The 20,684-nt window shown below is 74.2% G+C and carries 22 protein-coding genes; 12 read left to right on the top strand and 10 right to left on the bottom strand.

Annotated features, from left to right (window positions below; all coding sequences use genetic code 11):
• Positions 1-131: 131 nt before the first annotated feature.
• A complete protein-coding gene (locus AB0F71_RS22395) occupies positions 132-992 on the bottom strand; it encodes an alpha/beta hydrolase (RefSeq protein WP_360237207.1) in 861 nt (286 codons plus the stop codon).
• 156 nt (positions 993-1,148) lie between these two features.
• Here AB0F71_RS22395 and AB0F71_RS22390 point away from each other — a divergent pair, with 156 nt between their 5' ends.
• Positions 1,149-1,598 (top strand): MarR family transcriptional regulator, encoded by a 450-nt coding sequence (locus tag AB0F71_RS22390; protein ID WP_360237224.1) that lies wholly within the window; start codon positions 1,149-1,151, stop codon positions 1,596-1,598.
• Here the strand turns inward: AB0F71_RS22390 and AB0F71_RS22385 are convergent.
• Entirely contained in the window at positions 1,595-2,521 is a 927-nt protein-coding gene (locus tag AB0F71_RS22385) for an AEC family transporter (protein ID WP_360237205.1), read from the bottom strand. The genes AB0F71_RS22390 and AB0F71_RS22385 overlap by 4 nt on opposite strands.
• Positions 2,522-2,729: 208 nt before the next feature.
• Here AB0F71_RS22385 and AB0F71_RS22380 point away from each other — a divergent pair, with 208 nt between their 5' ends.
• Positions 2,730-3,188 (top strand): HD domain-containing protein, encoded by a 459-nt coding sequence (locus AB0F71_RS22380; RefSeq protein WP_360237203.1) that lies wholly within the window; start codon positions 2,730-2,732, stop codon positions 3,186-3,188.
• A 199-nt stretch (positions 3,189-3,387) separates the two neighbouring features.
• Here AB0F71_RS22380 and AB0F71_RS22375 read toward each other — a convergent pair whose 3' ends face one another.
• Positions 3,388-3,762: a transglycosylase SLT domain-containing protein gene (locus AB0F71_RS22375; RefSeq protein ID WP_360237201.1), complete on the bottom strand. Its 375-nt coding sequence runs from the start codon at positions 3,760-3,762 to the stop codon at positions 3,388-3,390.
• A gap of 551 nt (positions 3,763-4,313) precedes the next feature.
• Positions 4,314-5,942 carry a carboxyl transferase domain-containing protein gene (locus AB0F71_RS22370; protein ID WP_360237222.1) on the bottom strand — a complete coding sequence of 543 codons (1,629 nt, stop codon included), beginning with the start codon at positions 5,940-5,942 and terminating at the stop codon, positions 4,314-4,316.
• A 350-nt stretch (positions 5,943-6,292) separates the two neighbouring features.
• Here AB0F71_RS22370 and AB0F71_RS22365 point away from each other — a divergent pair, with 350 nt between their 5' ends.
• Positions 6,293-6,625 (top strand): ribonuclease, encoded by a 333-nt coding sequence (locus AB0F71_RS22365; RefSeq protein WP_360237221.1) that lies wholly within the window; start codon positions 6,293-6,295, stop codon positions 6,623-6,625.
• 67 nt (positions 6,626-6,692) lie between these two features.
• Here AB0F71_RS22365 and AB0F71_RS22360 read toward each other — a convergent pair whose 3' ends face one another.
• Positions 6,693-7,517, bottom strand: a complete 825-nt coding sequence (locus tag AB0F71_RS22360) for an MOSC N-terminal beta barrel domain-containing protein (protein ID WP_360237199.1) — start codon at positions 7,515-7,517, stop codon at positions 6,693-6,695.
• 136 nt (positions 7,518-7,653) lie between these two features.
• Here AB0F71_RS22360 and AB0F71_RS22355 point away from each other — a divergent pair, with 136 nt between their 5' ends.
• Together AB0F71_RS22355 and AB0F71_RS22350 are read left to right on the top strand one after the other, a co-directional pair.
• The gene (locus AB0F71_RS22355) at positions 7,654-8,325 is read left to right on the top strand and encodes a helix-turn-helix domain-containing protein (RefSeq protein ID WP_360237197.1); all 672 of its coding nucleotides are present in this window, start codon (positions 7,654-7,656) and stop codon (positions 8,323-8,325) included.
• Between the two features lie 180 nt (positions 8,326-8,505).
• Positions 8,506-9,030 (top strand): universal stress protein, encoded by a 525-nt coding sequence (locus AB0F71_RS22350; RefSeq protein WP_360237195.1) that lies wholly within the window; start codon positions 8,506-8,508, stop codon positions 9,028-9,030.
• Positions 9,031-9,296: 266 nt separating this feature from the next.
• Here AB0F71_RS22350 and AB0F71_RS22345 read toward each other — a convergent pair whose 3' ends face one another.
• Both AB0F71_RS22345 and AB0F71_RS22340 read right to left on the bottom strand, forming a co-directional pair.
• Positions 9,297-10,007 (bottom strand): alpha/beta hydrolase, encoded by a 711-nt coding sequence (locus tag AB0F71_RS22345; protein WP_360237193.1) that lies wholly within the window; start codon positions 10,005-10,007, stop codon positions 9,297-9,299.
• 226 nt (positions 10,008-10,233) lie between these two features.
• Positions 10,234-11,070: an IclR family transcriptional regulator gene (locus AB0F71_RS22340; RefSeq protein ID WP_360237191.1), complete on the bottom strand. Its 837-nt coding sequence runs from the start codon at positions 11,068-11,070 to the stop codon at positions 10,234-10,236.
• Between the two features lie 330 nt (positions 11,071-11,400).
• Here AB0F71_RS22340 and AB0F71_RS22335 point away from each other — a divergent pair, with 330 nt between their 5' ends.
• Genes AB0F71_RS22335 through AB0F71_RS22325 form a run of 3 tightly spaced genes read left to right on the top strand, consistent with a single transcriptional unit; the run spans position 11,401 to position 14,576 of the window.
• Entirely contained in the window at positions 11,401-12,711 is a 1,311-nt protein-coding gene (locus tag AB0F71_RS22335; RefSeq protein ID WP_360237189.1) for an extracellular solute-binding protein, read from the top strand.
• Positions 12,712-12,738: 27 nt separating this feature from the next.
• Positions 12,739-13,719 carry a sugar ABC transporter permease gene (locus AB0F71_RS22330; RefSeq protein WP_360237187.1) on the top strand — a complete coding sequence of 327 codons (981 nt, stop codon included), beginning with the start codon at positions 12,739-12,741 and terminating at the stop codon, positions 13,717-13,719.
• Positions 13,716-14,576, top strand: a complete 861-nt coding sequence (locus AB0F71_RS22325; RefSeq protein WP_360237185.1) for a carbohydrate ABC transporter permease — start codon at positions 13,716-13,718, stop codon at positions 14,574-14,576. Before AB0F71_RS22330 ends, AB0F71_RS22325 begins: the two co-directional genes overlap by 4 nt.
• A gap of 30 nt (positions 14,577-14,606) precedes the next feature.
• On the opposite strand, the gene AB0F71_RS22320 is transcribed toward AB0F71_RS22325, so the two are convergent.
• Complete coding sequence (locus AB0F71_RS22320; RefSeq protein WP_360237183.1) at positions 14,607-15,242, bottom strand: alpha-ketoglutarate-dependent dioxygenase AlkB; 636 nt, start codon at positions 15,240-15,242, stop codon at positions 14,607-14,609.
• 114 nt (positions 15,243-15,356) lie between these two features.
• Between AB0F71_RS22320 and AB0F71_RS22315 the strand changes: the two genes are divergently transcribed.
• From AB0F71_RS22315 to AB0F71_RS22300, 4 genes are all read left to right on the top strand, one after another.
• Positions 15,357-15,776: an ester cyclase gene (locus tag AB0F71_RS22315; protein WP_360237181.1), complete on the top strand. Its 420-nt coding sequence runs from the start codon at positions 15,357-15,359 to the stop codon at positions 15,774-15,776.
• 36 nt (positions 15,777-15,812) lie between these two features.
• On the top strand, positions 15,813-16,883 hold the full coding sequence (locus tag AB0F71_RS22310) for a LuxR C-terminal-related transcriptional regulator (RefSeq protein WP_360237179.1): 1,071 nt from the start codon (positions 15,813-15,815) through the stop codon (positions 16,881-16,883).
• Positions 16,884-16,941: 58 nt separating this feature from the next.
• Positions 16,942-17,538, top strand: a complete 597-nt coding sequence (locus tag AB0F71_RS22305; RefSeq protein WP_360237177.1) for a hypothetical protein — start codon at positions 16,942-16,944, stop codon at positions 17,536-17,538.
• Positions 17,539-17,623: 85 nt separating this feature from the next.
• A complete protein-coding gene (locus AB0F71_RS22300) occupies positions 17,624-18,145 on the top strand; it encodes a universal stress protein (RefSeq protein WP_360237175.1) in 522 nt (173 codons plus the stop codon).
• A gap of 32 nt (positions 18,146-18,177) precedes the next feature.
• On the opposite strand, the gene AB0F71_RS22295 is transcribed toward AB0F71_RS22300, so the two are convergent.
• Entirely contained in the window at positions 18,178-19,809 is a 1,632-nt protein-coding gene (locus AB0F71_RS22295) for an amidohydrolase (protein WP_360237173.1), read from the bottom strand.
• Complete coding sequence (locus tag AB0F71_RS22290) at positions 19,806-20,648, bottom strand: PaaX family transcriptional regulator C-terminal domain-containing protein (RefSeq protein ID WP_360237171.1); 843 nt, start codon at positions 20,646-20,648, stop codon at positions 19,806-19,808. Before AB0F71_RS22290 ends, AB0F71_RS22295 begins: the two co-directional genes overlap by 4 nt.
• Positions 20,649-20,684: the final 36 nt, after the last annotated feature.

The following is a 20,684-nucleotide window of genomic DNA, read 5'->3' as shown; positions in this document are numbered from 1 at the left end:
CAGCACGACCCACCCCCACAGTCAGCCAACCCACCCAAATCAACAGGCACTTACTGTCCCACAACCACCCCAACCGACTTCGCCAGCAGAGTCGCATGGCCGACTTCTCGTGTGGGGTGGGGGCTCAGGGCTCAGGGGTGGGTGAGGAAGGTGAGGACCTGGGGGTTGACCTGGGCGGCGCCTGCGGTGGGGAGGGTGTGGTGGGAGGTGTCGGGGATGGTGGTGACGGTGGCGTGCGGGAGGGCGCGGAGGGTGGCCTCGGCGGTGCGGTGGGGGTTGTGGGTGCGGGTGTGGGCGGCGTAGAGGGCGAGTACCGGGGTGGTGAGGGTGCGGAGTCGGGCGGGGGTGGGGCGTGGGCCGGTGACGATGCGGGAAGCGGGGAAGTCGGCGTAGCCGAGGGCGTACAGCTCGCGCCAGTCGGGGTCGACGGCGGGGCCGGGGCCGGATTCCCAGTCGAGGTAGGAGCGGGCGCGGTCCGTGGTGCGGTGCGGGAGGAAGAGGGGGAGGGCGCGCAGCAGGTAGCCGGGGCGGAGGCCCGTGAAGCACTGGGTGGGGTCGAGGAGGGCGAGGCGCCCGACCCGGGTGGGGGCGTGGAGCGTGTACTGGAGGGCGGTCCAGGCGCCGTAGGAGTGGCCGCAGAGGTCGGCCTCGCGGACGCCGAGCCCGTCGAGTACGGCGTCCAGCCAGCCGAGCAGGCCGGGGACGTCGCGCAGCGGGGTGCAGTCGTGGACGCTGCGCCCGGGGTCGCCGATCAGGTCGACGGCGAGGACGCGGTGGCCGGCCGCGGCCCAGGCACCGGCGTTGGCGAACCACATGGCGGAGGTGGCGCCGCCGCCGTGGAGGAGGACGAGGGGGCGGCCGTCGGCGGGGCCGCAGGCGTTGACGTGGGTGGCGCCGTGGGCGGTCCGGACGGTGAGGGGCTCGACCGGTACGGGCCAGCGGGCGAGGAGCTTGTCGTAGGCGGCGAGGAAGGGGGCGGTGCGGGCGGACATGAGGGGCCTCCGCGGGGTGTGGTGTGATCGCGTGCGGGCAGGCGGGGATCGCCCGCCCACCGGATTGCTCGTTGGACAAGTATCTCGCTGAACGAGAGAATAATGGCACGGGAGTGCCCGAGGAAGGACGAGAGGGTGTCCGAACGTGAGGAGCCGATGCGGCTGGTCCACCTGCTGCGCGGTCTGACGGTCGAACTCGACCTGTTCGGGGCCGAGTTCGCGGCTCGCAGTGGACTGCACCCGACCGATCTGCGGGCGTTGGTCCACCTGCTGGACGCGGCCCGGGCCGGGCAGGTGGTCACCCCGGGGCGGCTCGGTGAGGCGCTCCGGCTGAACTCGGCCGGGACCACCGGCCTGGTGGACCGGCTGGAGCGGCTCGGGCTGATCCGGCGCGAGCGCGACCCGCAGGACCGGCGCCGGGTGCGGCTGGTGGTGGAGGAGCGGGCGATGGAGCTCGGCGAGGGCTTCTTCGGCGGGCTGATCGGCGACCTGGTCGCGGCGATGGGCCGGTTCGACCCGGCGGAGCTGGCGACGGCCCGCCGCTTCCTGGAGGCGATGACCTCCGTGGTGGCCGCCGCCCGGCAGGACCCGCAAGGCACGTCCTAGGCGGGGCCCAGGGTCCAGGTGATCAGCGAGAGGGTGCCCATCGATACCAGGGTCGACCAGAGCACGGTGTCCCGGGCGAGGTCGGTGCCCTGGCCGTACTCGCGGGCGTAGGTGTAGATGTTCTGCGCGGTCGGCAGGGCGGAGAACAGCACCACGGTGAGCAGCTGGTGGGTGGGCAGGTGGAGCACCGGGCCGGCCACGACCAGGGCGACGAGCGGCTGGACCAGGGTCTTGATCGCGACGGTCAGGCCGACCTCGGCGCGGCGCGAACGGCCTTCGGCCGCCGGGCGGTTGTGCAGCGACATGCCGAGGGCGACCAGGGCGGTCGGCACGCCGGCGCCGCCGAGCAGGTCGGCGGAGTGGTGGAGTTCGGTGGGCAGCCGGAATCCGGTGGCCGAGGCCACGGCGCCGAGTGCGGTGGCGATCAGGATCGGGTTGCGCAGCGGCAGGGTGACCAGGGCCCGGCGGCCGGCCGCGCCGCTGTCCAGGACGGCGAGGACGGCCGGGGTGACCACCAGGATCTGGAAGAGGACCACCGGGCCGACGAAGGAGGCGTCGCCGACGACCTGCATGGTCACCGGGATGCCCAGGTTGGCGGAGTTGACGTACCCGGAGGCCATCGCGCCGATCGCCAGTTCGCCGCGCTTGCGGCGGAACAGCTGCCACCCGGCGAGCAGTCCGAGGCCGGTGGACACGGTGGTGCCGGCCACGAAGGCGAACATCGACGGGTTGGCGAAGTGCCCCAGCGGGGTGCGGGAGATCATCAGGAAGAGCGCGGCCGGCATGGCGACGTGGAAGACGAAGCGGGTCAGCACCAGCTCCGCCTGCGGTCCGAGCAGCCCGGCGCGGGCGACGACGTAGCCGACTGCGGTGAGGGCCCAGATCGGGGCGAAGGCGGACAGCAGCGGGTGGAGGTCGGGCATGGTTCCTCGGATCGCTCGGACGGGTCTGCCGGGTGGGGCGGGGATCGCCCGCCGGAGGGCCCCGGAACGCCGGTGCCGCCGAGTACCCCCCCGTGGCAGTAAATCAGTGGCCGTCCGGGTGTTGATCAAGGGGCCCGGGTCCGGGGGCGGGCCGCCGGCCGGTGGCGGCGCCGGGAGGGTGGCGCGGGGGCGGGCCTACGATGAGCGGGTGGAGGACCAGTATCTGAGCCTGTCCGAGGTGGAGGCCGTCGCCCGCCGGGCCCACCAGGGGCAGGTGGACAAGAACGGGCACCCGTACGCCGAGCACATCGCGGCGGTCGCGGGCGGGACGGCGGCGCGGGGTGGCAGCGAGGCGCAGATCGCGGCGGGCTGGCTGCACGACGCCGTCGAGGACGACCGGCTGAGCCGGGAGTGGCTGGCGGGGGCCGCGCTGCCGGCGGAGACCAAGGCGATCGTGGACGCGCTCACCCGGCGGCCCGGGGAGCCGGTGGAGGCGTACACCGCGCGGATCCTGGCCACGCCGGGCGCGCTGCTGGTCAAGCGGGCGGACCTGGCGCACAACTCGGACCCGGCGCGGCTGGCCGCACTGGACGGGGCGACCGCCGAGCGGCTGGCCGCCAAGTACGCGCGGATGCGGGAGCTGCTGGGGCTGACCGGGGAGTTCTGAGCACGCGAGCGGCGCGGGGCGAGCCCAGGGGCGTGCGAACGTACGGCAGGGCGGGAACGCACCGGAGGGCCCGGGCTCGCGCGGATCGCGCGGGCCCGGGCCCTCTCGGGTCACCCCGGTGGTCCCTGTCCGACCCCCGGGGTGAGGGGGGAGTGGTCAGGAGACGGGTGGAAGCTCGGTACGCCGGTGGTCGGGCGGCTTAGTACCAGTGGTGGGTCTGCCAGAAGGCCCAGGCGGCGTTCGGGCTGCCGTAGCGGGTGTTCATGTAGTCCAGCGCCCACTTGATCTGGGTGGCCGGGTTGGTCTTCCAGTCCGCGCCGGCGGAGGCCATCTTGGAGGCCGGCAGCGCCTGGCCCAGGCCGTACGAGCCCGAGCTCGGGTTGGTCGCGGTCACGTTCCAGCCGGACTCGTGGGAGATGATCTGGCTGAACGAGGCCAGCTGGTTCGCCGGGACGATCTGGGCGGCGATGGCCTGCGGGGAGGCGGTGGCGGCGTTCGCGGTGGCGGGCAGGACACCCGCGCCCAGGGTGGTGAGACCGGCGGCGCCGGCGAGAATCGCGGCGGAAGTGCGCATACGGAGCTTGAAAGCGGGCATGTAGAACAGGACCTCAATCAGGTTGGGCCGAGTCGCGCCCCACCCAGGACCACGGGCCGGACAGGGGCCGTTGCGGTTGTGGGGCGCGACTCGGCGGTAAGCCGTCGACCGGCGGGACAGGAGCCGGTGCGGCTGACGACGAGAGCCATTGTTGCCAGACGGGATCGGCCGTCGCCAAGACCCCCTCGTTACGACGCACCGTCGTAGCCGCGACGGTGGCCGTGGATTCGAAGGGCGGCCCGGGCGGGGTGCTCGGACCGGGTCCGAGCTGGGCGGACGCCGGTCGGTCGGCCGGTGGTCCGGAGGGGCGGCGGGGGGTTCCAGGCCACCACTACCCGCCGTCGTAGCCGCGATTCGCCTGTGAGCGCACTCACCGTTTGAGGGGCGCGGCCGTCACCGGACGGTCCGGTCACAGCACTTTGGGTACTGACGATCTGTGCCCGGCGCCACAGGATTCGGTCACGGTCCGCAGTCGCCCCTTCGCCGGGCGCCACCGGAGGTCACCGAAGGTCGCCAAAAGCCGCCGGGGATCACCGAAGGTCGCCGAGACGGCGGTGCCGGAGCGCCCGGGCGGCGAGCCGGTCCGCCTCGCCGACGGCCGACAGCTCGCCGAGTGCCCGCGCGACCGCCGCGCCCAGCCGTTCGCAGAAGGCCGCCGGCTCCTCGGCGGCGTCCGGCAGCTCGGGGACCACCTCGTCCACCAGGCCGACCGCCGCCAGCTGCCCGGCGCCGATGCCCTGCGCCCGGGCCAGCTCGGCGGCATGCGCGCCGTCCCGGTGCACGATCGCCGAGGCGCCCTCCGGTGGCAGCGGTGCCAGCCAGGCGTGCCCGGCGGCCAGCACCCGGTCGGCCGGGAGCAGTGCCAGCGCCCCGCCGCCGGACCCCTGGCCGAGCAGGACGGCGAGGACGGGGGTGCGCAGCGCGAGCAGGGTGGTCAGGCAGTGCGCGATCTCGACCGCGATCCCCTCCCGCTCGGCCCGGGCCGACAGCTCGGCGCCGGCCGTGTCCACCACGGTGACCAGCGGCAGGCCCAGTTGCTCGGCCAGTCGGGCGCTGCGCCGGACGGCCCGAAGGTCGGCGGCGGTGAAGGGGCGCTCGTGGTCGGCGCCCTGCCGTTGCTGGCCGACGACCAGGACGGGGTGGCCGCCGAGCACGGCGAGGGCTCGGACCAGGGCGCCGTCGTGGCCGCCGGGGGCGTCGAGCAGGACCAGTTCCTGGGCGGTGCGGCGCAGCAGCTCGCGGGTACCGGGGCGGTCGGGGCGGCGGGTGCGGCGGACGGAGTCCCAGGCGTCGGGGGGTGCGGCGGTGCCGGGGGACTCCGCAGGGGGAGGAGGGGTGCCCTTATAAGGAGGAGGGGTGGCCTTGTGAGGGGGAGGGACGGCCCCCAGGACGGCGAGGGTGCGGCGGAGCAGTTCGCGCAGTTCCTGCGGCGGGACCACGGCGTCCACCAGCCCCTGCCCGGCCAGGGTCTCGGCCCGCTGGACGTCCGGCGGCAGCTGTACGCCGCGCAGTTCCTCGTACACCCGGGGGCCGAGGAAGCCGAGCCGGGCGCCCGGCTCGGCGAGGACCAGCTGGCCGAGGGTGCCCCAGGAGGCGAAGACCCCGCCCATGGTCGGGTTGCGCAGGTAGCTGAGGTAGGGGAGGCCGGCCGCGCGGTGCGCCTGGACGGCGGCGGTGATGCGGAGCATGCAGAGGAAGGCCGCCGAGCCCTCCTGCATTCTGGTGCCGCCGGAGACCGGCAGGGCGATCAGCGGGAGGCGTTCGGCGGTGGCGCGCTCGACGGCCCGGGTGATCCGCTCGGCGGTGGCGACGCCGATCGAGCCGCCGAGGAAGCCGAACTCGGAGGCGATCAGGGCGACCGGCCGTCCGTCGATCAGGCCGCGGCCGGTGAGGACGGCCTCGTCCAGGCCGGTGCGGTCGCGGGCCCGGTCGAGCGCGGCGCGGTAGTCGGGGTCGGCGGTGGGGAGGGGCGGCGGTTCGTCCCAGCTGTGGAAGCCGCCCGGGTCGACCAGCAGGCCGATCAGCTGGTGGGCGGTCAGTGCGGTGGCCCTGGCGGTCCGCCCGCCGCCGTCCGTGCGCCCGCCGCGGCCCGTCCGTCCGCCGCCGTCCGTGCGCCCGCCGCCGTCGGTGCTCGCGTCCGTGCTCGCGCCCGTGTCCATGTCCACCCCGTCAGTGATCGTTCCGGTCCGGCACGGTCCGTCACTCTATGCGGCGCGGGCGGGGAGCTGTGGGAGTGCTGTGAAGGTGTGAGGAGCCCGACAGCGGCGCGGATGGAAGTTCGACGGCGGTCGACCCAAGGGTGGTGCGGACGGTTCGTGGACGGCTTCGGCGCACCGGCTCAGGAGGCCGGCGTACGGGTGAAGTCGCTTGTGGGACAAGGGAGTTACCCCCCGGTAAAAAGTTGACTCAAGCCTTCCGGAGTTGTCGGGGGACCGCCACACTGATGGACATGACCCGCACTCTACGCGCGTGGAAGACCCGCGCTGCCGCCATCACCGCCGTCGCCCTGATGACCCTCGCCCCCGTCGCCGTCGCCACCGAGGCGCACGCCGACGTGAGCGGCACGGTGTGCCTGTCCGCGCTCCCGCCGCAGGCCACCGACACCCTGAACCTGATCGCCGACGACGGGCCGTTCCCGTACTCGCAGGACGGCGTGGTCTTCCAGAACAGAGAGGGCGTCCTGCCGAGCCAGTCGTACGGGTACTACCACGAGTACACCGTCATCACCCCGGGCGCCCGGACCCGCGGCACCCGCCGGATCATCACCGGCGAGGCCGCCCAGGAGGACTACTACACCGGCGACCACTACGCCACGTTCTCCCTGATCGACCAGACCTGTTGATCGAGTCCCGGTACGACCGTGGCCCGGCGGATCACTCCGCCGGGCCACGGGCCCACCGGGAACCGCGTCACAGCTCGGACAGCCCCCAGCCGCTCACCGTCAGCTCGTCCCCCACCCGCACCGTGCCCGGGCGCAGCACCGCGAACTTGCTGCCGAGCGCCACCCCGCCGACCGCCGCCCGGCGGTACCGCGCCAGGGTGCGCAGCGGCTCCGGGCCCGCCTTGGCGCCGGTCGACTGGTCCACCAGCGTCACCGCGCAGCGGATCGCCAGCTTGGTGTAGCCGAACTCGGCGCCGCCGACGCGGAAGCGGCGCAGCAGGTCCTCGGTGTGCGGCTCCGGCCAGCCGTCCACCACCAGGTTCGGGCGGAACCGCTCCACCGGCAGCGGGTCGACGTCCTCATCAATGCGCGCGTTGAAGTCGTCCAGGGTCGCCCGGGACAGCAGGTGCATCGCGCTGCTGTCGGCGAAGCCCGACGTCCCCGGGGTCAGCCCGTCGGTCGCCCGGTCGTGCTCCGGCGGCACCCGGACCAGCCGGCTGGGCGCGCCCAGCACCCGGGACAGCCAGGCGGCCGCCTCGTCGCCCTGGTCGACGGCCGGGTACGGCACGCCGAACAGCTCGACCTTGCGCCGTGAGCCCGAGGTGTCCACGGCGAAGGCCACCGGCTGCACGCCGGGCGCGGCCAGCGACAGCCGGGCACCGCCCTCCGCCACCGCCGGGCGGACGGTCGCCAGCAGCGGATCCCGCCGCTGGGAGCGGAACACGCCGTCCTGGTCCACCACCATGAACTCCCGGTCGTGCGCCAGCCCCGCCCCGGTCACCTCCGCCCGCTCCGTGCGCACCCCGGCGCAGCCCTTCACCGGGTAGTACCGCAACTCCGTCACCGTCGCCATGTCGCCCCCCGTGGTCCGCGGCCGCCCGGGCCGCTCTTCTCCTCGCCCCCGTAGGGTAGTTGCACGGCAGGTGCGGGCCGGCCCGGCCGTCGTGCCGGTGAACGCCCGGCGGCCGTGCGGTTGCTAGGGTCTGCCCATGGCACCGAGCAGCGCGAACCCCCCGGGACGGCTCCGGCGCGACGCGCAGCGCAACCGGGACCAGCTGCTCGCCGCCGCCCGCGAGATGTTCTCCCGGCACGGCCTCGACGTCCCGTTGGACCAGATCGCCAAGGAGGCCGGCGTCGGCAACGCCACCCTCTACCGGCACTTCCCGACCCGCGAGGCGCTGATCGCCGAGGTCTTCGCGGACGCCGGGGCCGGACTGGCCGAAGCCGGGCGGGAGGCGCTCGCCGCCGAGGACGCCTGGACCGGTCTGGAGGGCTACTTCGAGCGGATCTTCGCCCTGGTCGCCGCCGACCGCGGCATCAACGACCTGGTCACCCAGGCCATCCCGGTCATCCCCGGCATGATCGAGATCAGTCGCGGGCACGCCGCCACCGTCGGCACCCTGATCGCCCGCGCCCAGGAACAGGGCACCATGCGGCGCGACGTGGTCACCATGGACCTGCTCTTCCTGCTCGGCCCGCTCTGCCGCGCCCTGCCCGCCGCCACCGAGCTGCGCCCGGACCTCTGGCGCCGCTTCCTCGCCCTGCTGCTGGACGGGTTCCGCGCGCGGGCCGCCCACCCGCTGCCCGTCCCGCCGATCGGCGAGGAGCACCTGGACCGGATGTTCGCCGATCTGTGGGAGGCCGAGGCGCCGGAGGCCTGACGTCCGTCGGGCCGTCTTGGGTCTGCCGTCTGCCGTCCGTCGTGGGCATCAGAGACGCGTACGGAACACCGGGTGACGCGTCAGGGCCGTGTCAACGGGTGCGGGTGGGCGCGGGCGGGCCGCTTTGCTGGGGGTGATCCGCCCGGGGGCGGCGGCGCGGACGGAGAGGCGGGGCGGGCGATGACGGACACGGGTACGGGCGACGGCCGGATCGTGGTCGGCGTCAGCGGTTCGCTCGGCAGTCTCGCCGCCCTGCACCACGCGGTGGCCGAGGCCCGGCGGACGGACGTCGAGGTGCTGGCGGTGCTGTGCTGGACCCCGCCGGGGGAGGAGCTCGGGTACCGCCGCTCGGTCTGCCCGCCGGTGGTCGGCGCCGGCCGGGACGCCGCCGTCGCTCGGTTGCGGAAGGCACTCGACGAGGCCTTCGCCGGGCGGTACGCCGGAGCCCGGCTGCGCTGCCAGGCCGTGCGCGGCGAGACCGCCCACACCCTGCTGCGCTGTGCGGACCGGCCGGGGGACGTCCTGGTGCTCGGCGCCGGACGGGACCGGGGCTGCCTCTCCCGGCTGGTCCGGCCGTCGGTCACCGCCTACTGCGTCCGGCACGCGAGCTGCCCGGTGCTCACCGTCCCGCGCCCGCCCCTGCAGCGGGACTTGGAGGCGCTGGAGCGCGGTTACGGCCTGCGGGACCTGGTGGCAGGCAACTAGGGCGTGTCTTGTGGATCAGGCCAGGCCCGCGGCGCCAGGGCACGCACCTCGCCGCGTTGTCGTCGGTCGCCGATGGCCCCCAGCCTTCGGCCGGGAGGTGCCCCCACCGCATGGACTCCCTCCTCCGCCTTGCGATGCACGCACCCTGACGCCGCGGTCTGGTCCGACCTGATCCACAAGACACGCCCTAGCGGGCGGGCTAAGGCCGTTGCGCGCGGATGGGGGCACTATGACAGTCACCCTCCTGGACCCGCCCGCCGGAGCGTCTAACCGAGCCCGGCCGCCCGGGCGAGGAGTGCGGCGGTCCGCCGGCCGGCCGCCAGGGTGGCCGGGTCGGTGGCGGGCAGGCAGCGGTTGGCCCCGGGGTCGTAGGCGGTCATCACCACCCCGGCGTGGTCGGTGGGGAGTTCGAGCAGTTCGGCGCCCGGCACCACCGCGTGCAGCTGACGGGTCAGTTCGGCGGGTACCACCTCGTCCGCGGTGCCCAGCACCAGCAGGACCGGCACCGGGGACGGGTCCACCGCCAGGTGGTCGAGCGGGACGTCCCCGGTGGTGACCGCCGGGCGGCCGTACGCGGAGGCCATGCCGACGGCGGCGGTGGGACGCAGCTCGGCCGGGGTGTTCGGGTGGGTGGCCACGGCCACGGCCTCCCGGCCGCCGAGCGACCAGCCGGCCAGTACGAAGCGGTCCGGATCCCCGCCGTACGCCGCCGCGTTGCGCCGGGCGAAGGCCAGCGAGGCGAGCAGGTCGGCGCGGCCGCCGTCCGCCCGGTCGGGGCGCCAGTCCGGGACGAGGACCAGTAGACCGAGCCCGGCGGCCTCCTGGGCGAGGGTGTGCAGCACGTCGCGCTCGTCGGGGCCCGAGCCGTGCCAGAGCAGCACGACGGGGGCGGGCCCGGAGCCGGTGGCGGTGGGGCGGTGGACGTCCAACAGCCGTCCGTCCGCGTACGGAACGGCCTCCGGTCGCGCGGTCGTCATGCCGGGTTCGCCTCCGATTCGGTGGGTGGTCACGGGGCTGCTACTGTACTTCCTGTCGCGAGGGAGATGATCTCTCGTCAGGCGTCAGCGGTGCTACCAGAGCACGTCCTACTTTCAGTAGGAAGAGTCCGTGCGATCCGGGCCTGGCGCTCCACGGTCGGACGGGGTCCGGCACCTTCACGGGTGCCGGGCCCTGTCCGCGTTTTCGCTTGCGGGGAGCGGGAGTTCAGGACGGCTGGCGGTCGGAGCCCAGTTCGCGGGAGATCCGCAGGCCGACCTGGGCGACGACCGGGCCGAGGGCGCGGACCCGGGCGGCCGTCATCCGGGAGGTGAGGCCGGAGACGGACAGGGCCGCCGTGACCTCGCCGGTGTGGTCGAAGATCGGCGCGGCCACGCAGCGCACCTCGGGTTCGTTCTCCCGGTCGTCGATCGAGTAGCCGCGGGCGCGGATCCGGGCGAGGTCGGCGCGCAGCCGCGGCTCGTCCGCGATGGTCCAGGCGGTGACCGGGCGCAGGCCGGCCGCGACGACCTCGGTGACCGCCTCCTCGGGCAGCCAGGCGAGGATCGCCTTTCCGGTGGCGGTGCAGTAGGCGGGCGCCCGGCTGCCGACCCGGGAGGCCATCCGGACGTTGGTCTCGTCCTCGACCTTGTCCAGGTAGACGATGCCGGGTGCCTGCCAGACGGTCAGGTGGACGGTCTCGCCGGCCTCGCGCTGGAGCCGGCGCAGGTGTTCGGCGGCGACGCTGCGCAGGTCGAGGGTGGTCAGGTAGGCCTGGCCGAGCCGGAGCGAGCCGTGGCCGAGGCGGAACCAGCCGGTCTCGCGGTCCCGTTCGAGCAGGTGCTCGTCGAGCAGTGGGCCGGCCAGCCGGAGCACGGTGCTCTTGTTGAGGCCCAGGGCGTCGGCGAGTTGGGCGAGCGGCACGCCGCGCCCGTCGCCGTGGTCCCGGACGTGGCCGAGGACGGCGAGTGCGCGGCGCAGCGAGGAGGACTGGTTGCGCTCGGTCGTGGGCTTCGACGCGGGCGCGGCCGCCGTCGTGGGCTGCTGGGGCGACGTCTCCGTCATGGGTGCGTTTCCCTGGTCCGGGTTCTGCTGGCGTGGCCCCGCACGCCGGCGGGGGTGGTCAGAACGTACCCCTCCGGGCCCGGATCACCGCATCCTCGATACAACGTTGTGCAGTGCAAAACTTCGTGAACCGCCTCTTGTTGGGCCCGATCGCCCGCGCCTAACGTCCCTGCCATCGAGCAGGCGGCGTCGCCCACCCGAGGCGCTGCGCCCTGCCGTCACCCCCACCACTTCACCCACCACCGGCCCCGGTCAGGGCCTGCTTCGACGCGCCCGTCCCCCGGCGGAGCGCGTCCTTGCGGCAGCTGTCGGGAGGGGAGGTCTCCACCCATGCGACTCACCAGTCGGGCCGCCGCGGCCGTCGTGCTCGCCGCCGGCTGCCTCGCCGCCACCGCCTGTGCCCCGGGCACCGCGGCGCCGGCCGGCGGCAGGGCCGCCGACGACCGCACCGGCACCCTCCAGGTGTGGCTGTACAACGAGGCGGGCAACGCGGCCAAGGAGGCCGTGGTGGCCAAGGCCGTCAACGAGTTCCAGGCCTCCCACCAGGGCGTCACCGTGAAGGTCGGCTACATCGACACCGACGCCTCGGCCCGCGCCGCCAAGATGAAGGGCGCCTTCAACGACCCCAACAGCGCCCCCGATCTGGTCGAGTTCGGCAACACCGACCTGCCCGGCTACGTCGCCGCCGGCGGACTGGCCGAGATCGGCGCCGAGTTGGACCGGTGGCAGGCCAAGGGTGACCTCGACCCGGCGATCGCCGGGACCGCGGTGGTCGACGGCAGGACCTACGGCCTGCCGTGGTGGGTCGGCGTGCGCGCCCTGTACTACCGCACCGACCTGTTCACCGAGGCCGGGCTCAACCCGCCCGCCTCGTACGCCGAACTGGTCGCGGCCGGGCAGCGGATCCACGCCGCGCACCCGGACACCTTCGGCATCGCGGTCGGCGGCAAGTACACCTACGGTGCGCTGCCCTTCGTCTGGGACGCGGGCGGCGACATCGCCGCGAAGGACGGCACGGCCTTCAAGGCCGCCATCGACTCGCCCGCCGCGCAGGCCGGGATCAAGCGCTACACCGACCTGTTCGGGCCGGACGGCTGCCCCGCCCAGCAGTGCGCGGACCTGACCGGCGGTAAGACCGTCGACCTGTTCGCGGCCGGGAAGGCGGCGATGGCGATCCTGGTCAACTCCAACCGCAGCAAGGTGGACGCGGGCGCGGTCAAGGGCAGGTACGGCGTGGTGCCGCTGCCCGGGGAGAAGGCCGGCTCGATCGCCCCCGCCTTCGCCGGCGGCAACCACCTCGGGGTGATGAAGGCGGCCAAGCACCGCACGCTGGCGGTGGAGTTCGCCGAGCTGCTGGCGAGCCCGGCGTACCAGGAGCAGATGTACGACGCGATGGGCAACCTGCCGACGCTCAGGTCGGTCAGCGCCGAGGTCGGGGCGAAGGACGCCTTCCTCAAGCCGTTCACCGACACCATCGCGGCCGGCACCCGCTTCGTGCCGCTGGACCAGGCGTGGGCGCAGATCGACGCCCAGGCGGTGATCCCGACCATGCTGCAGCAGGTGGTCACGGGCAAGGCGGACGTGGCCAAGGCCTCCGCCGACGCCGCGACGCAGATCAACTCGGCCTTCGCCGCGCACTGACCCGCCGACAGAGAGCAGGTCCCGCACGTGTCCGCATCCACCACGACCGCCCCGTCGGCGCCGGCCTCCCCGCAGCGGCGCCGTGGGGGCAGGGCGCCGGCCGCACCCCCGGGCGGCCGGCGCCGACGGCCCCCGCTGCTGCTGCTCCTGCCGGCCGCGGTCATCCTGGTCCCGCTGGTGGCCTACCCGATCTACCAGCTCGGGCTGTTGTCCGTGCTGGACTTCGGGCAGGCCCAGGCCTCCGGCGGCGCCCCGACCTCCTTCGTCGGCCTCGGCAACTACGCGAAGATCCTGGCGGACGGCCAGTTCTGGACGGTGCTGGTGCAGACCGTCGGCTTCGCCGCCTTCTGCGTGGTCGCCACCCTGGCCGTCGGCGCGACCCTCGCGGTGCTGCTGACCAGGGTCGGCCGCTGGCCGCGGCTGGTGCTGACCACGGCGGCGACGGCCGCCTGGGCGGCGCCCGCGATGACCGGTTCGACGGTGTGGAGCTTCCTGTTCGACACCAACCTGGGGCTGGTCAACCACACCCTGGTGAGGCTCGGGCTGAGCGGCTTCCACGAGTTCAACTGGTTCTACGACAAGTGGACGGCGTTCCTGATCGTCGGCGCCGTGGTGGTGTGGCACTCCTACCCGTTCGTGATGGTCACCCTCTACGCGGGCATCCGGGCCATCCCGGAGGAGGTGACGGAGGCCGCCGCCCTGGACGGCGCCGGCACCTGGACCACCTTCCGCCGGATCACCGCGCCGATGCTGCGGCCGATCCTGACCATCGTGGTGATCCAGTCGGTGATCTGGGACTTCAAGGTCTTCACCCAGATCTACGTGATGACCGAGGGCGGCGGCATCGCCGGCCAGAACCTGGTGCTCAACGTGTACGCGTACCAGAAGGCCTTCGCCTCCTCGCAGTACGGGCTGGGCGCGGCGATCGGCGTGATCATGCTGCTGATCCTGGCGGTCCCGACGGTCCTGTACATCCGCAGCCTGCGACGGACGGGGAACGAGCTGTGAACGCCCTGCGCAACCCCCGCGGCCGGTGGCGGCTCGCGGCGAACGGCGGTGCCGTGCTGCTGGCAGTGGTCACCGCCTTCCCGATCTTCTGGATGGTGCTCTCGGCCTTCAAGCCCAAGGGCGAGGTGCAGTCGCTGGACCCGCGGCCGTGGACCGCCCACCCGACGCTGGACAGCTTCCGGCAGGTGCTCAGCGTGGACGGCTTCGGCCGGTACTTCGTGAACAGCCTGGTGGTCGCGCTGTCGGTGGTGGTGCTGTCGGCGGTGGTGGTCTTCCTGGCCGCCGTGGCGGTGACCCGGTTCAGGTTCCGGTTCCGCACCACGATCATGGTGATGTTCCTGATCGCCCAGATGATCCCGGTCGAGGCGCTGACCATCCCGCTGTTCTTCATGTTCCGCGACGCCGGCCGGTTCGCGCCGGGCATCGGGCTGAACACCCTGGCCTCGCTGGTGCTGGTGCAGTTGGCGTTCTCGCTGCCGTTCGGGATCTGGATGATGCGCGGCTTCGTCGCGGCCGTGCCGGTCTCGATCGAGGAGGCCGCGCAGCTCGACGGCGCGAGCCGGACCCGCATCCTGTGGCGGATCCTGCTGCCGCTGGTGGCCCCGGGGCTCGCCGCGACCAGCGTGTTCTCCTTCATCGCGGCGTGGAACGACTTCGTCTTCGCGAAGACCTTCATCATCAGCGCCACCCAGAACCAGACGCTGCCCTCCGCGCTGCTGGTGTTCTTCAAGCCGGACGAGAACGACTGGGGCGGGATCATGGCGGCGTCCACGCTGATGACGGTGCCGGTGCTGGTGTTCTTCGTCGCGGTGCAGCGCAGGCTGGTGTCCGGGCTGGCGGGTGCGGTCAAGGACTGACGGGCGAGGGGTGGCTCGCCGGGGCGGTGCTCAGGCGACCCCGTACGGGCGGAACTGGATGCTGATCCGCGGGCCGACCGGGCGGGCGGTCTTCGGGATCGCGTGCTCCCAGGTGCGCTGGCAGGAGCCGCCCATCACCACCAGGTCCCCGTGGCCGAGCGGCCGGCGGACGACGGCGCCGCCTCCGTTGCGTGGCCGCAGCGCGAGGACGCGCGGCTCGCCCACGGAGAGGATCGCCACCATGGTGTCCTCCCGGGCGCCGCGCCCGATCCGGTCGCCGTGCCAGGCCACGCTGTCCCGGCCGTCCCGGTAGTAGCAGAGCCCGAGGGTGCGGAAGGGCTCGCCCAGCTCTGCCGCGTAGTGCCGGCTCAGCTCCGCCCGGGCCAGGCCGAGGACGGGGTGCGGCGGTTCGGCGTCGGCGCCGTAGGAGGCGAGCAGCCGGGGGACGTCGACGGTGCGCTCGTACATCTCGCGCCGCTCGGCCCGCCAGGGGACGTCCGCGGCCAGCTGTTCGAACAGCCGGTCGGCGCCGTGCAGCCAGCCGGGCAGCACGTCCAGCCAGGCGCCGGCGCCGAGGAGCAGGCGCTGGACGCCGTCGAGCGGGCCGAGCCGGGGGTCGGCGGCTTCTTCGAACAGCGAGGGCTGGAGGTGGACGGTGCCGTGCATGGGACCAGCGTACGCCGTGAATCGAACAGGTGCTCGAATATGTCGGGCGTGGTCTTCGGAGAACCCCAGGGTTCTGGGGTACCGGACGGCCCCGGCCGGTCGAAGACTGCCGGTATGGACACCATCGAACAGAACAAGAGCACGGTCACCGCGTTCATCGACGCGCTCTTCACCAAGGGTGACCTGGGGGCTGTCGACGAGTACCTCGCCGAGGACTTCGTCAACCACGACCCGCCGTTCGGCGGCGACGCCGGCCGGGAGGGGATGCGGAGGGCCGGAGCGCTGTTCCGGGCCGCCTGCCCCGACTGGCACAGCGATCAGGACCTGGTGCTCGGGGAGGGCGACCTCGTGGTCGAGCACTTCACCGCGACCGGCACCCACCGGGGCGAGCTGATGGGGGTGGCGCCCACCGGTCGGCCGCTCACGCTGCGCGGGATCAACATCTTCCGGCTCCGCGGCGGTCGGATCGTCGAGCGGTGGGGCCGCCTGGACGAGCTCGGGCTGCTCCGGCAGCTCGGGCTGGCACCGGTCTGACGGCAGGTTCACCGCCCGGGGAGTAGCGTCGGTCCCATGGCGGCATCGTTGGTGGAACGCCGGACGGCCGGACTCGTCGACCGCTGCTACGCCGGGTCCGACCCGGCCCGGCTGCGGGCGGACGTGGTCCCCCGGCTGCTGCGGCTGGTCCCCGCCGACGCGGTGTTCTTCGCCACCGCCGACCCCGCCTCCCTGCTGTTCACATCGGCTGCGGCGGACGAACCGCTGATCGGCCAGACCACCCGCTTCCTCGACAACGAGTTCGGCCGGGCGGACGTCAACAAGTTCGCCGAGCTGGCGCGGTCCGCCGATCCGGTGGCCACCCTCGGCCGGGCGACCCGGGGCGACCTCGCGGCCAGCCCCCGCTACCGGGAGATCATGGCGCCACTCGGGCTCGGCGACGAGCTCCGGGTGGCGCTTCGGGTCGGCGGGAACTGCTGGGGGTTCCTCTGCCTGCACCGGGAGCAGGCGGAAGCCGGCTTCGAGGAGGCGGATCTCGCGGTGCTGCGGGCCGTCGGTCCGCACCTGGCCGAGGGGCTCCGGCGCGCGGTCGCGCGCGGGCTGACCGGTGCCGCGTCCGGCCGGGTGGTGGCCCCCGGGGTGCTGGTGCTCGACGCCGAGTCCGTCCTGCTGTCCGCCAGCGAGGAGGCCCGTGACTGGCTCGCCCGGCTGGACCCGGCGGACTTCCCGGCCGGCTCCCGGCTTCCGGTCGCGGTCAGCGCGGTGGCCGCACGGCTGGGTCGGCTGGGCGGGCAGCCGGCCGACCGGGTGCCGCCGCCGACCGTGCGGGTGCGGGACCGGTTCGGCCAGTGGTGGAGCGTGCAGGCCACCCGGCTCACCGGGCCGCCCCGGCCGCAGACCGCGGTGATCATCGAGCCCGCGCCGCCACGGCAGCGGTCCTCGCTGCTGCTCAGCGCCTACGGCCTGAGCCCGGCACAGTCCAGGGTCGCCACCCTCGTGCTGCGCGGCCGCTCCACCCGCGAGATCTCGGCCGAGCTGTGTATCTCGGCCAATACCGTGCAGGAGCACCTCACCGCGGTCTTCGACCGGCTGGGCGTCCGCAGCCGCCGGGAGCTGGTCGCGCTGGCGCTGGCGGGGAACGGCTGAGCAACGCCGCCGGGGCCGGTCCCGTGTCGCGCGCGGCGGCGGGATCTAGCCTGTCGTCATGGCGATCAACGGGTTCGGGGTCACCGAGTTCCAGCTCTTCCTGCTGCGACGGATGGCCGACTACCACCCCGAGTTGGTCGAGGATGCGGTGCGGCGGCTCGGCGCCACCCGGGCCTCGATGCGGGAGGCGAACAAGCGCTGGCAGGCGATGGTCCGGGCGCCCCGGTTCCCACGCGGCGGCGCCCGGTACGCCGCCGTGCTGGGGCCGGCGGAGGCGAGCCTGCCCCGGCGGATCGGCGACCTCGCCTGCACGGCCCGGCAGTGGGTGCTGCCGCTCTGGCCGGAGCTGCGCTTCGAGGTGCTGCTCGGTCCGGCCGAGATCGGTGCGCCGGTGCTGAACGAGTGGCTGGTCCGCGCGCCGGGCGCTCCCGGGCCCGAACTGCGGACGGTGGCCGACCTGGCCCCCTGGGGCTGCGTGGTGGGCGATGTGGGGGAGGCGTTCCCGGGGGCCGTGCCGCGCGAGGGGAGTGCGCCGACCCGCTTCCGGCTGGACTTCGCGGCGCCGGGCGCGGACGGGCGGGCGGGCTCCTGGACGGCCGACTTCACCTGGGGGCTGCTCCAGGAAGTCCGAGCGATGCAAGGCGATATTCAGTGAATGCCTTTGATTTGCAGGTATGCGCGGCGATGTGGCAGCATAATCGCAGACACTGGATAGGCTTCACATCGGAAAGCGAAGGATCATGTCGGACGGCGCCCGCGTCATCGTCGGAGTCAGCGGCTCCCTGCACAGCCTGACCGCCCTGCACCGGGCGGCGGAGGAGGCCCGGGCCCGACAGGCCGTCCTGGTCCCGGTGCTGGCCTGGACCCCGGTCGGCGGCGAGCGCAGCTACCGCGCCCGGCCCTGCCCGCCGCTGCTCCGCGCCTGGCAGGACGCCGCCGGGGCCCGGCTGGAGAGCGCGCTCGGCCAGGCCTTCGGCGGCCTGCCGATCGGCCTGCCGGTGCAGCCGCTGGTGATGCGCGGCGAGGCCGGCCCGGTGCTGACCGCGCTGGCCGACCGGCCCGGCGACCTGCTGGTGGTCAGCACCGGCCGGCACGGCTCACTGCGCGGCCGCCTGCGCCGACTGCTGCGCGGCTCGGTCGCCCGCTACTGCCTCGACCATGCGCGCGGCGGCGTGCTCGTCGTCCCGCCGTCCACCCTGCACGACGACCTGCGCGCCCTGCACCGCGGCGACATCGACCTGCGGGAGCTCATCGCGGCCTGACGGTCCATCAACTACCGTGCACGGTCGGGCCGTCATCCCCCGTGCACGGTACAGCCGCCGACCACCGTACGCAGCGGCAGCAGCCCGCGCAGTTCCGCCGTCGGGCAGTGCAGCGGATCGACCGGCCACAGCGTCAGGTCAGCGAACGCCCCCGGCCGCAGGCTGCCGCGCTCGGCCTCCTCGCCGGTCAGCCGGGCGGCGTTCACGGTGTGCAGCGCGATCGCCTCGGCCCGTCCGATCGCGTGCTCGGGGCCGACCACCCCGGCCGTGGTGCCACGGGTCGTCATGCCCCACACCGACAGCATCGCGCCGTACGGGCCGACCGGGAAGTCCGAGCCGGCCGAGAGCTGCGCTCCCTCGTCCAGCCACTCGCGCAGCGGGAACAGCGCGGCGGTGCGCTCCGCGCCCCAGGCCCGCTGCTGGGTGAGCGCGCCGTCGTGCAGCAGCGGGTGCTGCACCGTCACCGGGATCCCCAGCGCGACCGCCCGGGCCCGCTGGTCGGCCCGGGCCAGCCCGCCGTGCTCGACCACGAGCGTTCCCGGCGGCAGCCCCGGGTGGCGCTTCACCGCCTGCTCGAAGACGTCCAGCAGCACCCGCAGCCCGCGGTCGCCCCAGGCGTGCACGCCCACCCGCCAGCCGCGCCCGACCACCCGCTCCACCGCGGCCAGCAGCTCGGCCGGCTCCCAGAGCAGCCGCCCGTGGTAGCAGGGCTGTCCCTGGTACGGCTGCTCCAGGGCGCCCGCCTCGAAGCCGCCGTCGATGCCGAACTTGACGCCCCACAGCCGCAGTCGGGCGTCGTCCCGGCCGTCCGCGCGCCAGTCGTCCATCCGGTCCAGTAGGGCGTCCACCTGCTCGGGGGTGCGGGCCGCGAAGCCGGAGACCAGGGCCCGGACCCGGACGGCGAGCGCCCCCGCGGCCCGGGCCGCGTCCAGTACGTCGAGGTCCTCGACCGGGACGAGGCAGTCGCGCACCGTCCCGATCCCGGTGGCCGCGTAGTCGGCGGCGGCCGCGCGCAGCCCCTCGATCCGCTCGGCGAGGGTCGGCCGCGGCAGTACCCGCTCGACCGCCTCGATCGCCCGGTTGATCAGCCGGCCGGTCAGCCGCCCCCGCTCGTCCCGCTCGATCACCCCGCCGTCCGGGGCCTCGGTGGACTCGTCGATCCCGGCCAGTCGCAGCGCGGCCGAGTTGAGCACCATGTTGTACGCGCCGCGGCGCACCAGCACCGGGTGGTCGGCGGTGGCGGCGTCCAACTCCTCGGTGGTGGGCAGCCGTTGCTCGGTGAGCAGCACCTCCTGCCAGTTGACCGTGGTGACGATCCACTCCCCGGCGGGGGTGCGGGCGGCCCGCTCGCGGATCAGCGCCAGGAAGCCGTCGAGGTCCCGGGCCCGGTGCACCGGGACGCCGTGGACGCTGTGCCCGGCCAGGATCAGATGGGTGTGGGTGTCGTCGAAGGCGGGCAGCACCGTCGCGCCCGGGGCGTCCACCACCTCGGTGTCCGGCCCGACCAGGCTGTCCAGGCCGGTCGGCTCGGCGGCGAGGGTGGTGATCCGGCCGCCGGTGACGGCGATCGCCTGCTGCGGCGCCTCGCCCGGGACGAGGGTGTGCACGGCGGCGGCGCGGATCAGCAGATCGGCGGGGGCGGGGGTCCGCTCCGGGGTGGTCATGGCAGCTCCTGAGGGTGGGACAGTCCGGTGACCTTCTCGACGTAGCGCAGGCTCGGCTCGGCGAGCAGCCCGTGCACCTCGCTGAACACCGCGCGGGCCGGCACGGCGTTCCAGTGCTCGGGCAGCAGCGGCGCGGGCAGCCCGGGGTCGAGGTACGGCAGCCGGCGCCACTGGGTGAGCATCGGCACGTAGTCCCGGAAGGCCTCGACCGGGTCGATTCGCTCCCGCCCGCGCACCTGCTCGGCGACCGGGCGCCAGGCGTCCGTGAACGCCGCGTACTGCGCCTCGATCGCCGGGAGGTCCCACCAAGTCGCCACCGCCGTACGGAGTTCGGCGAAGCCGGCGTACTCGGCGGAGAGGAAGAGGTGGACGTAGGCGCTCAGGCCGAGGCGTTCCAGCAGCCGGCGGGCGTCCGGCAGCAGCCGGGCGGGGGCCAGCCAGACGCCCGGGGCGGCGTTGCCGAAGCCGAGCCAGCTCAGCCGGGAGCGCAGCTGGTGGCGGTGGGCGCGCTCGGACTCCGGCACCGAGAAGACCGCCACCACCCAGCCGTCGGCGAGCTCGGCGGGCTCCAGGCTGTGGAAGATCCGGCGGTCGCCCTCGTCGAACACCGGGCCCATCGCGGGGGCCAGCCGGTAGCCGGTGCCCGAGCGGCGCTCCTGGAGCAGGGTGCCGGCCTTCTTCAGGCGGGAGATGGCCGAGCGGACGGCCGGGCCGTCGACGTCCAGCTCGGCCATCAGCGCGATCAGGTCGGCGATCGATATCCAGCCGCCGAGGCGGCGGACGAACTCGCCGTAGACGGTGTTGATCAGGGAGCTGGGCCGGGTCGTGCTCTCCGGCATCTGCGGGCCCTCCTCCCCGACGGCTGGTGGTGATCA

The sequence above is a fragment of the Kitasatospora sp. NPDC028055 genome, assembly GCF_040637885.1.
GTDB lineage: Bacteria > Actinomycetota > Actinomycetes > Streptomycetales > Streptomycetaceae > Kitasatospora.
The sequence above is the reverse complement of the archived record's forward strand: the minus strand, read 5'-3'. Positions and strand labels throughout refer to the sequence as shown.

What these genes read in the sequence shown, in the direction of transcription:
- AB0F71_RS22395 (WP_360237207.1), bottom strand. Translation starts at nt 992, where the DNA reads ATGTCCGCCCGCACCGCCCCCTTCCTCGCCGCCTACGACAAGCTCCTC.
- AB0F71_RS22340 (WP_360237191.1), bottom strand. Translation starts at nt 11,070, where the DNA reads ATGACGGAGACGTCGCCCCAGCAGCCCACGACGGCGGCCGCGCCCGCG.
- AB0F71_RS22290 (WP_360237171.1), bottom strand. Translation starts at nt 20,648, where the DNA reads ATGCCGGAGAGCACGACCCGGCCCAGCTCCCTGATCAACACCGTCTAC.
- AB0F71_RS22320 (WP_360237183.1), bottom strand. Translation starts at nt 15,242, where the DNA reads ATGCACGGCACCGTCCACCTCCAGCCCTCGCTGTTCGAAGAAGCCGCC.
- AB0F71_RS22355 (WP_360237197.1), top strand. Translation starts at nt 7,654, where the DNA reads ATGGCACCGAGCAGCGCGAACCCCCCGGGACGGCTCCGGCGCGACGCG.
- AB0F71_RS22335 (WP_360237189.1), top strand. Translation starts at nt 11,401, where the DNA reads ATGCGACTCACCAGTCGGGCCGCCGCGGCCGTCGTGCTCGCCGCCGGC.
- AB0F71_RS22370 (WP_360237222.1), bottom strand. Translation starts at nt 5,942, where the DNA reads ATGGACACGGGCGCGAGCACGGACGCGAGCACCGACGGCGGCGGGCGC.
- AB0F71_RS22345 (WP_360237193.1), bottom strand. Translation starts at nt 10,007, where the DNA reads ATGACGACCGCGCGACCGGAGGCCGTTCCGTACGCGGACGGACGGCTG.
- AB0F71_RS22310 (WP_360237179.1), top strand. Translation starts at nt 15,813, where the DNA reads ATGGCGGCATCGTTGGTGGAACGCCGGACGGCCGGACTCGTCGACCGC.
- AB0F71_RS22350 (WP_360237195.1), top strand. Translation starts at nt 8,506, where the DNA reads ATGACGGACACGGGTACGGGCGACGGCCGGATCGTGGTCGGCGTCAGC.
- AB0F71_RS22305 (WP_360237177.1), top strand. Translation starts at nt 16,942, where the DNA reads ATGGCGATCAACGGGTTCGGGGTCACCGAGTTCCAGCTCTTCCTGCTG.
- AB0F71_RS22360 (WP_360237199.1), bottom strand. Translation starts at nt 7,517, where the DNA reads ATGGCGACGGTGACGGAGTTGCGGTACTACCCGGTGAAGGGCTGCGCC.
- AB0F71_RS22315 (WP_360237181.1), top strand. Translation starts at nt 15,357, where the DNA reads ATGGACACCATCGAACAGAACAAGAGCACGGTCACCGCGTTCATCGAC.
- AB0F71_RS22300 (WP_360237175.1), top strand. Translation starts at nt 17,624, where the DNA reads ATGTCGGACGGCGCCCGCGTCATCGTCGGAGTCAGCGGCTCCCTGCAC.
- AB0F71_RS22390 (WP_360237224.1), top strand. Translation starts at nt 1,149, where the DNA reads ATGCGGCTGGTCCACCTGCTGCGCGGTCTGACGGTCGAACTCGACCTG.
- AB0F71_RS22295 (WP_360237173.1), bottom strand. Translation starts at nt 19,809, where the DNA reads ATGACCACCCCGGAGCGGACCCCCGCCCCCGCCGATCTGCTGATCCGC.
- AB0F71_RS22385 (WP_360237205.1), bottom strand. Translation starts at nt 2,521, where the DNA reads ATGCCCGACCTCCACCCGCTGCTGTCCGCCTTCGCCCCGATCTGGGCC.
- AB0F71_RS22375 (WP_360237201.1), bottom strand. Translation starts at nt 3,762, where the DNA reads ATGCGCACTTCCGCCGCGATTCTCGCCGGCGCCGCCGGTCTCACCACC.
- AB0F71_RS22365 (WP_360237221.1), top strand. Translation starts at nt 6,293, where the DNA reads ATGACCCTCGCCCCCGTCGCCGTCGCCACCGAGGCGCACGCCGACGTG.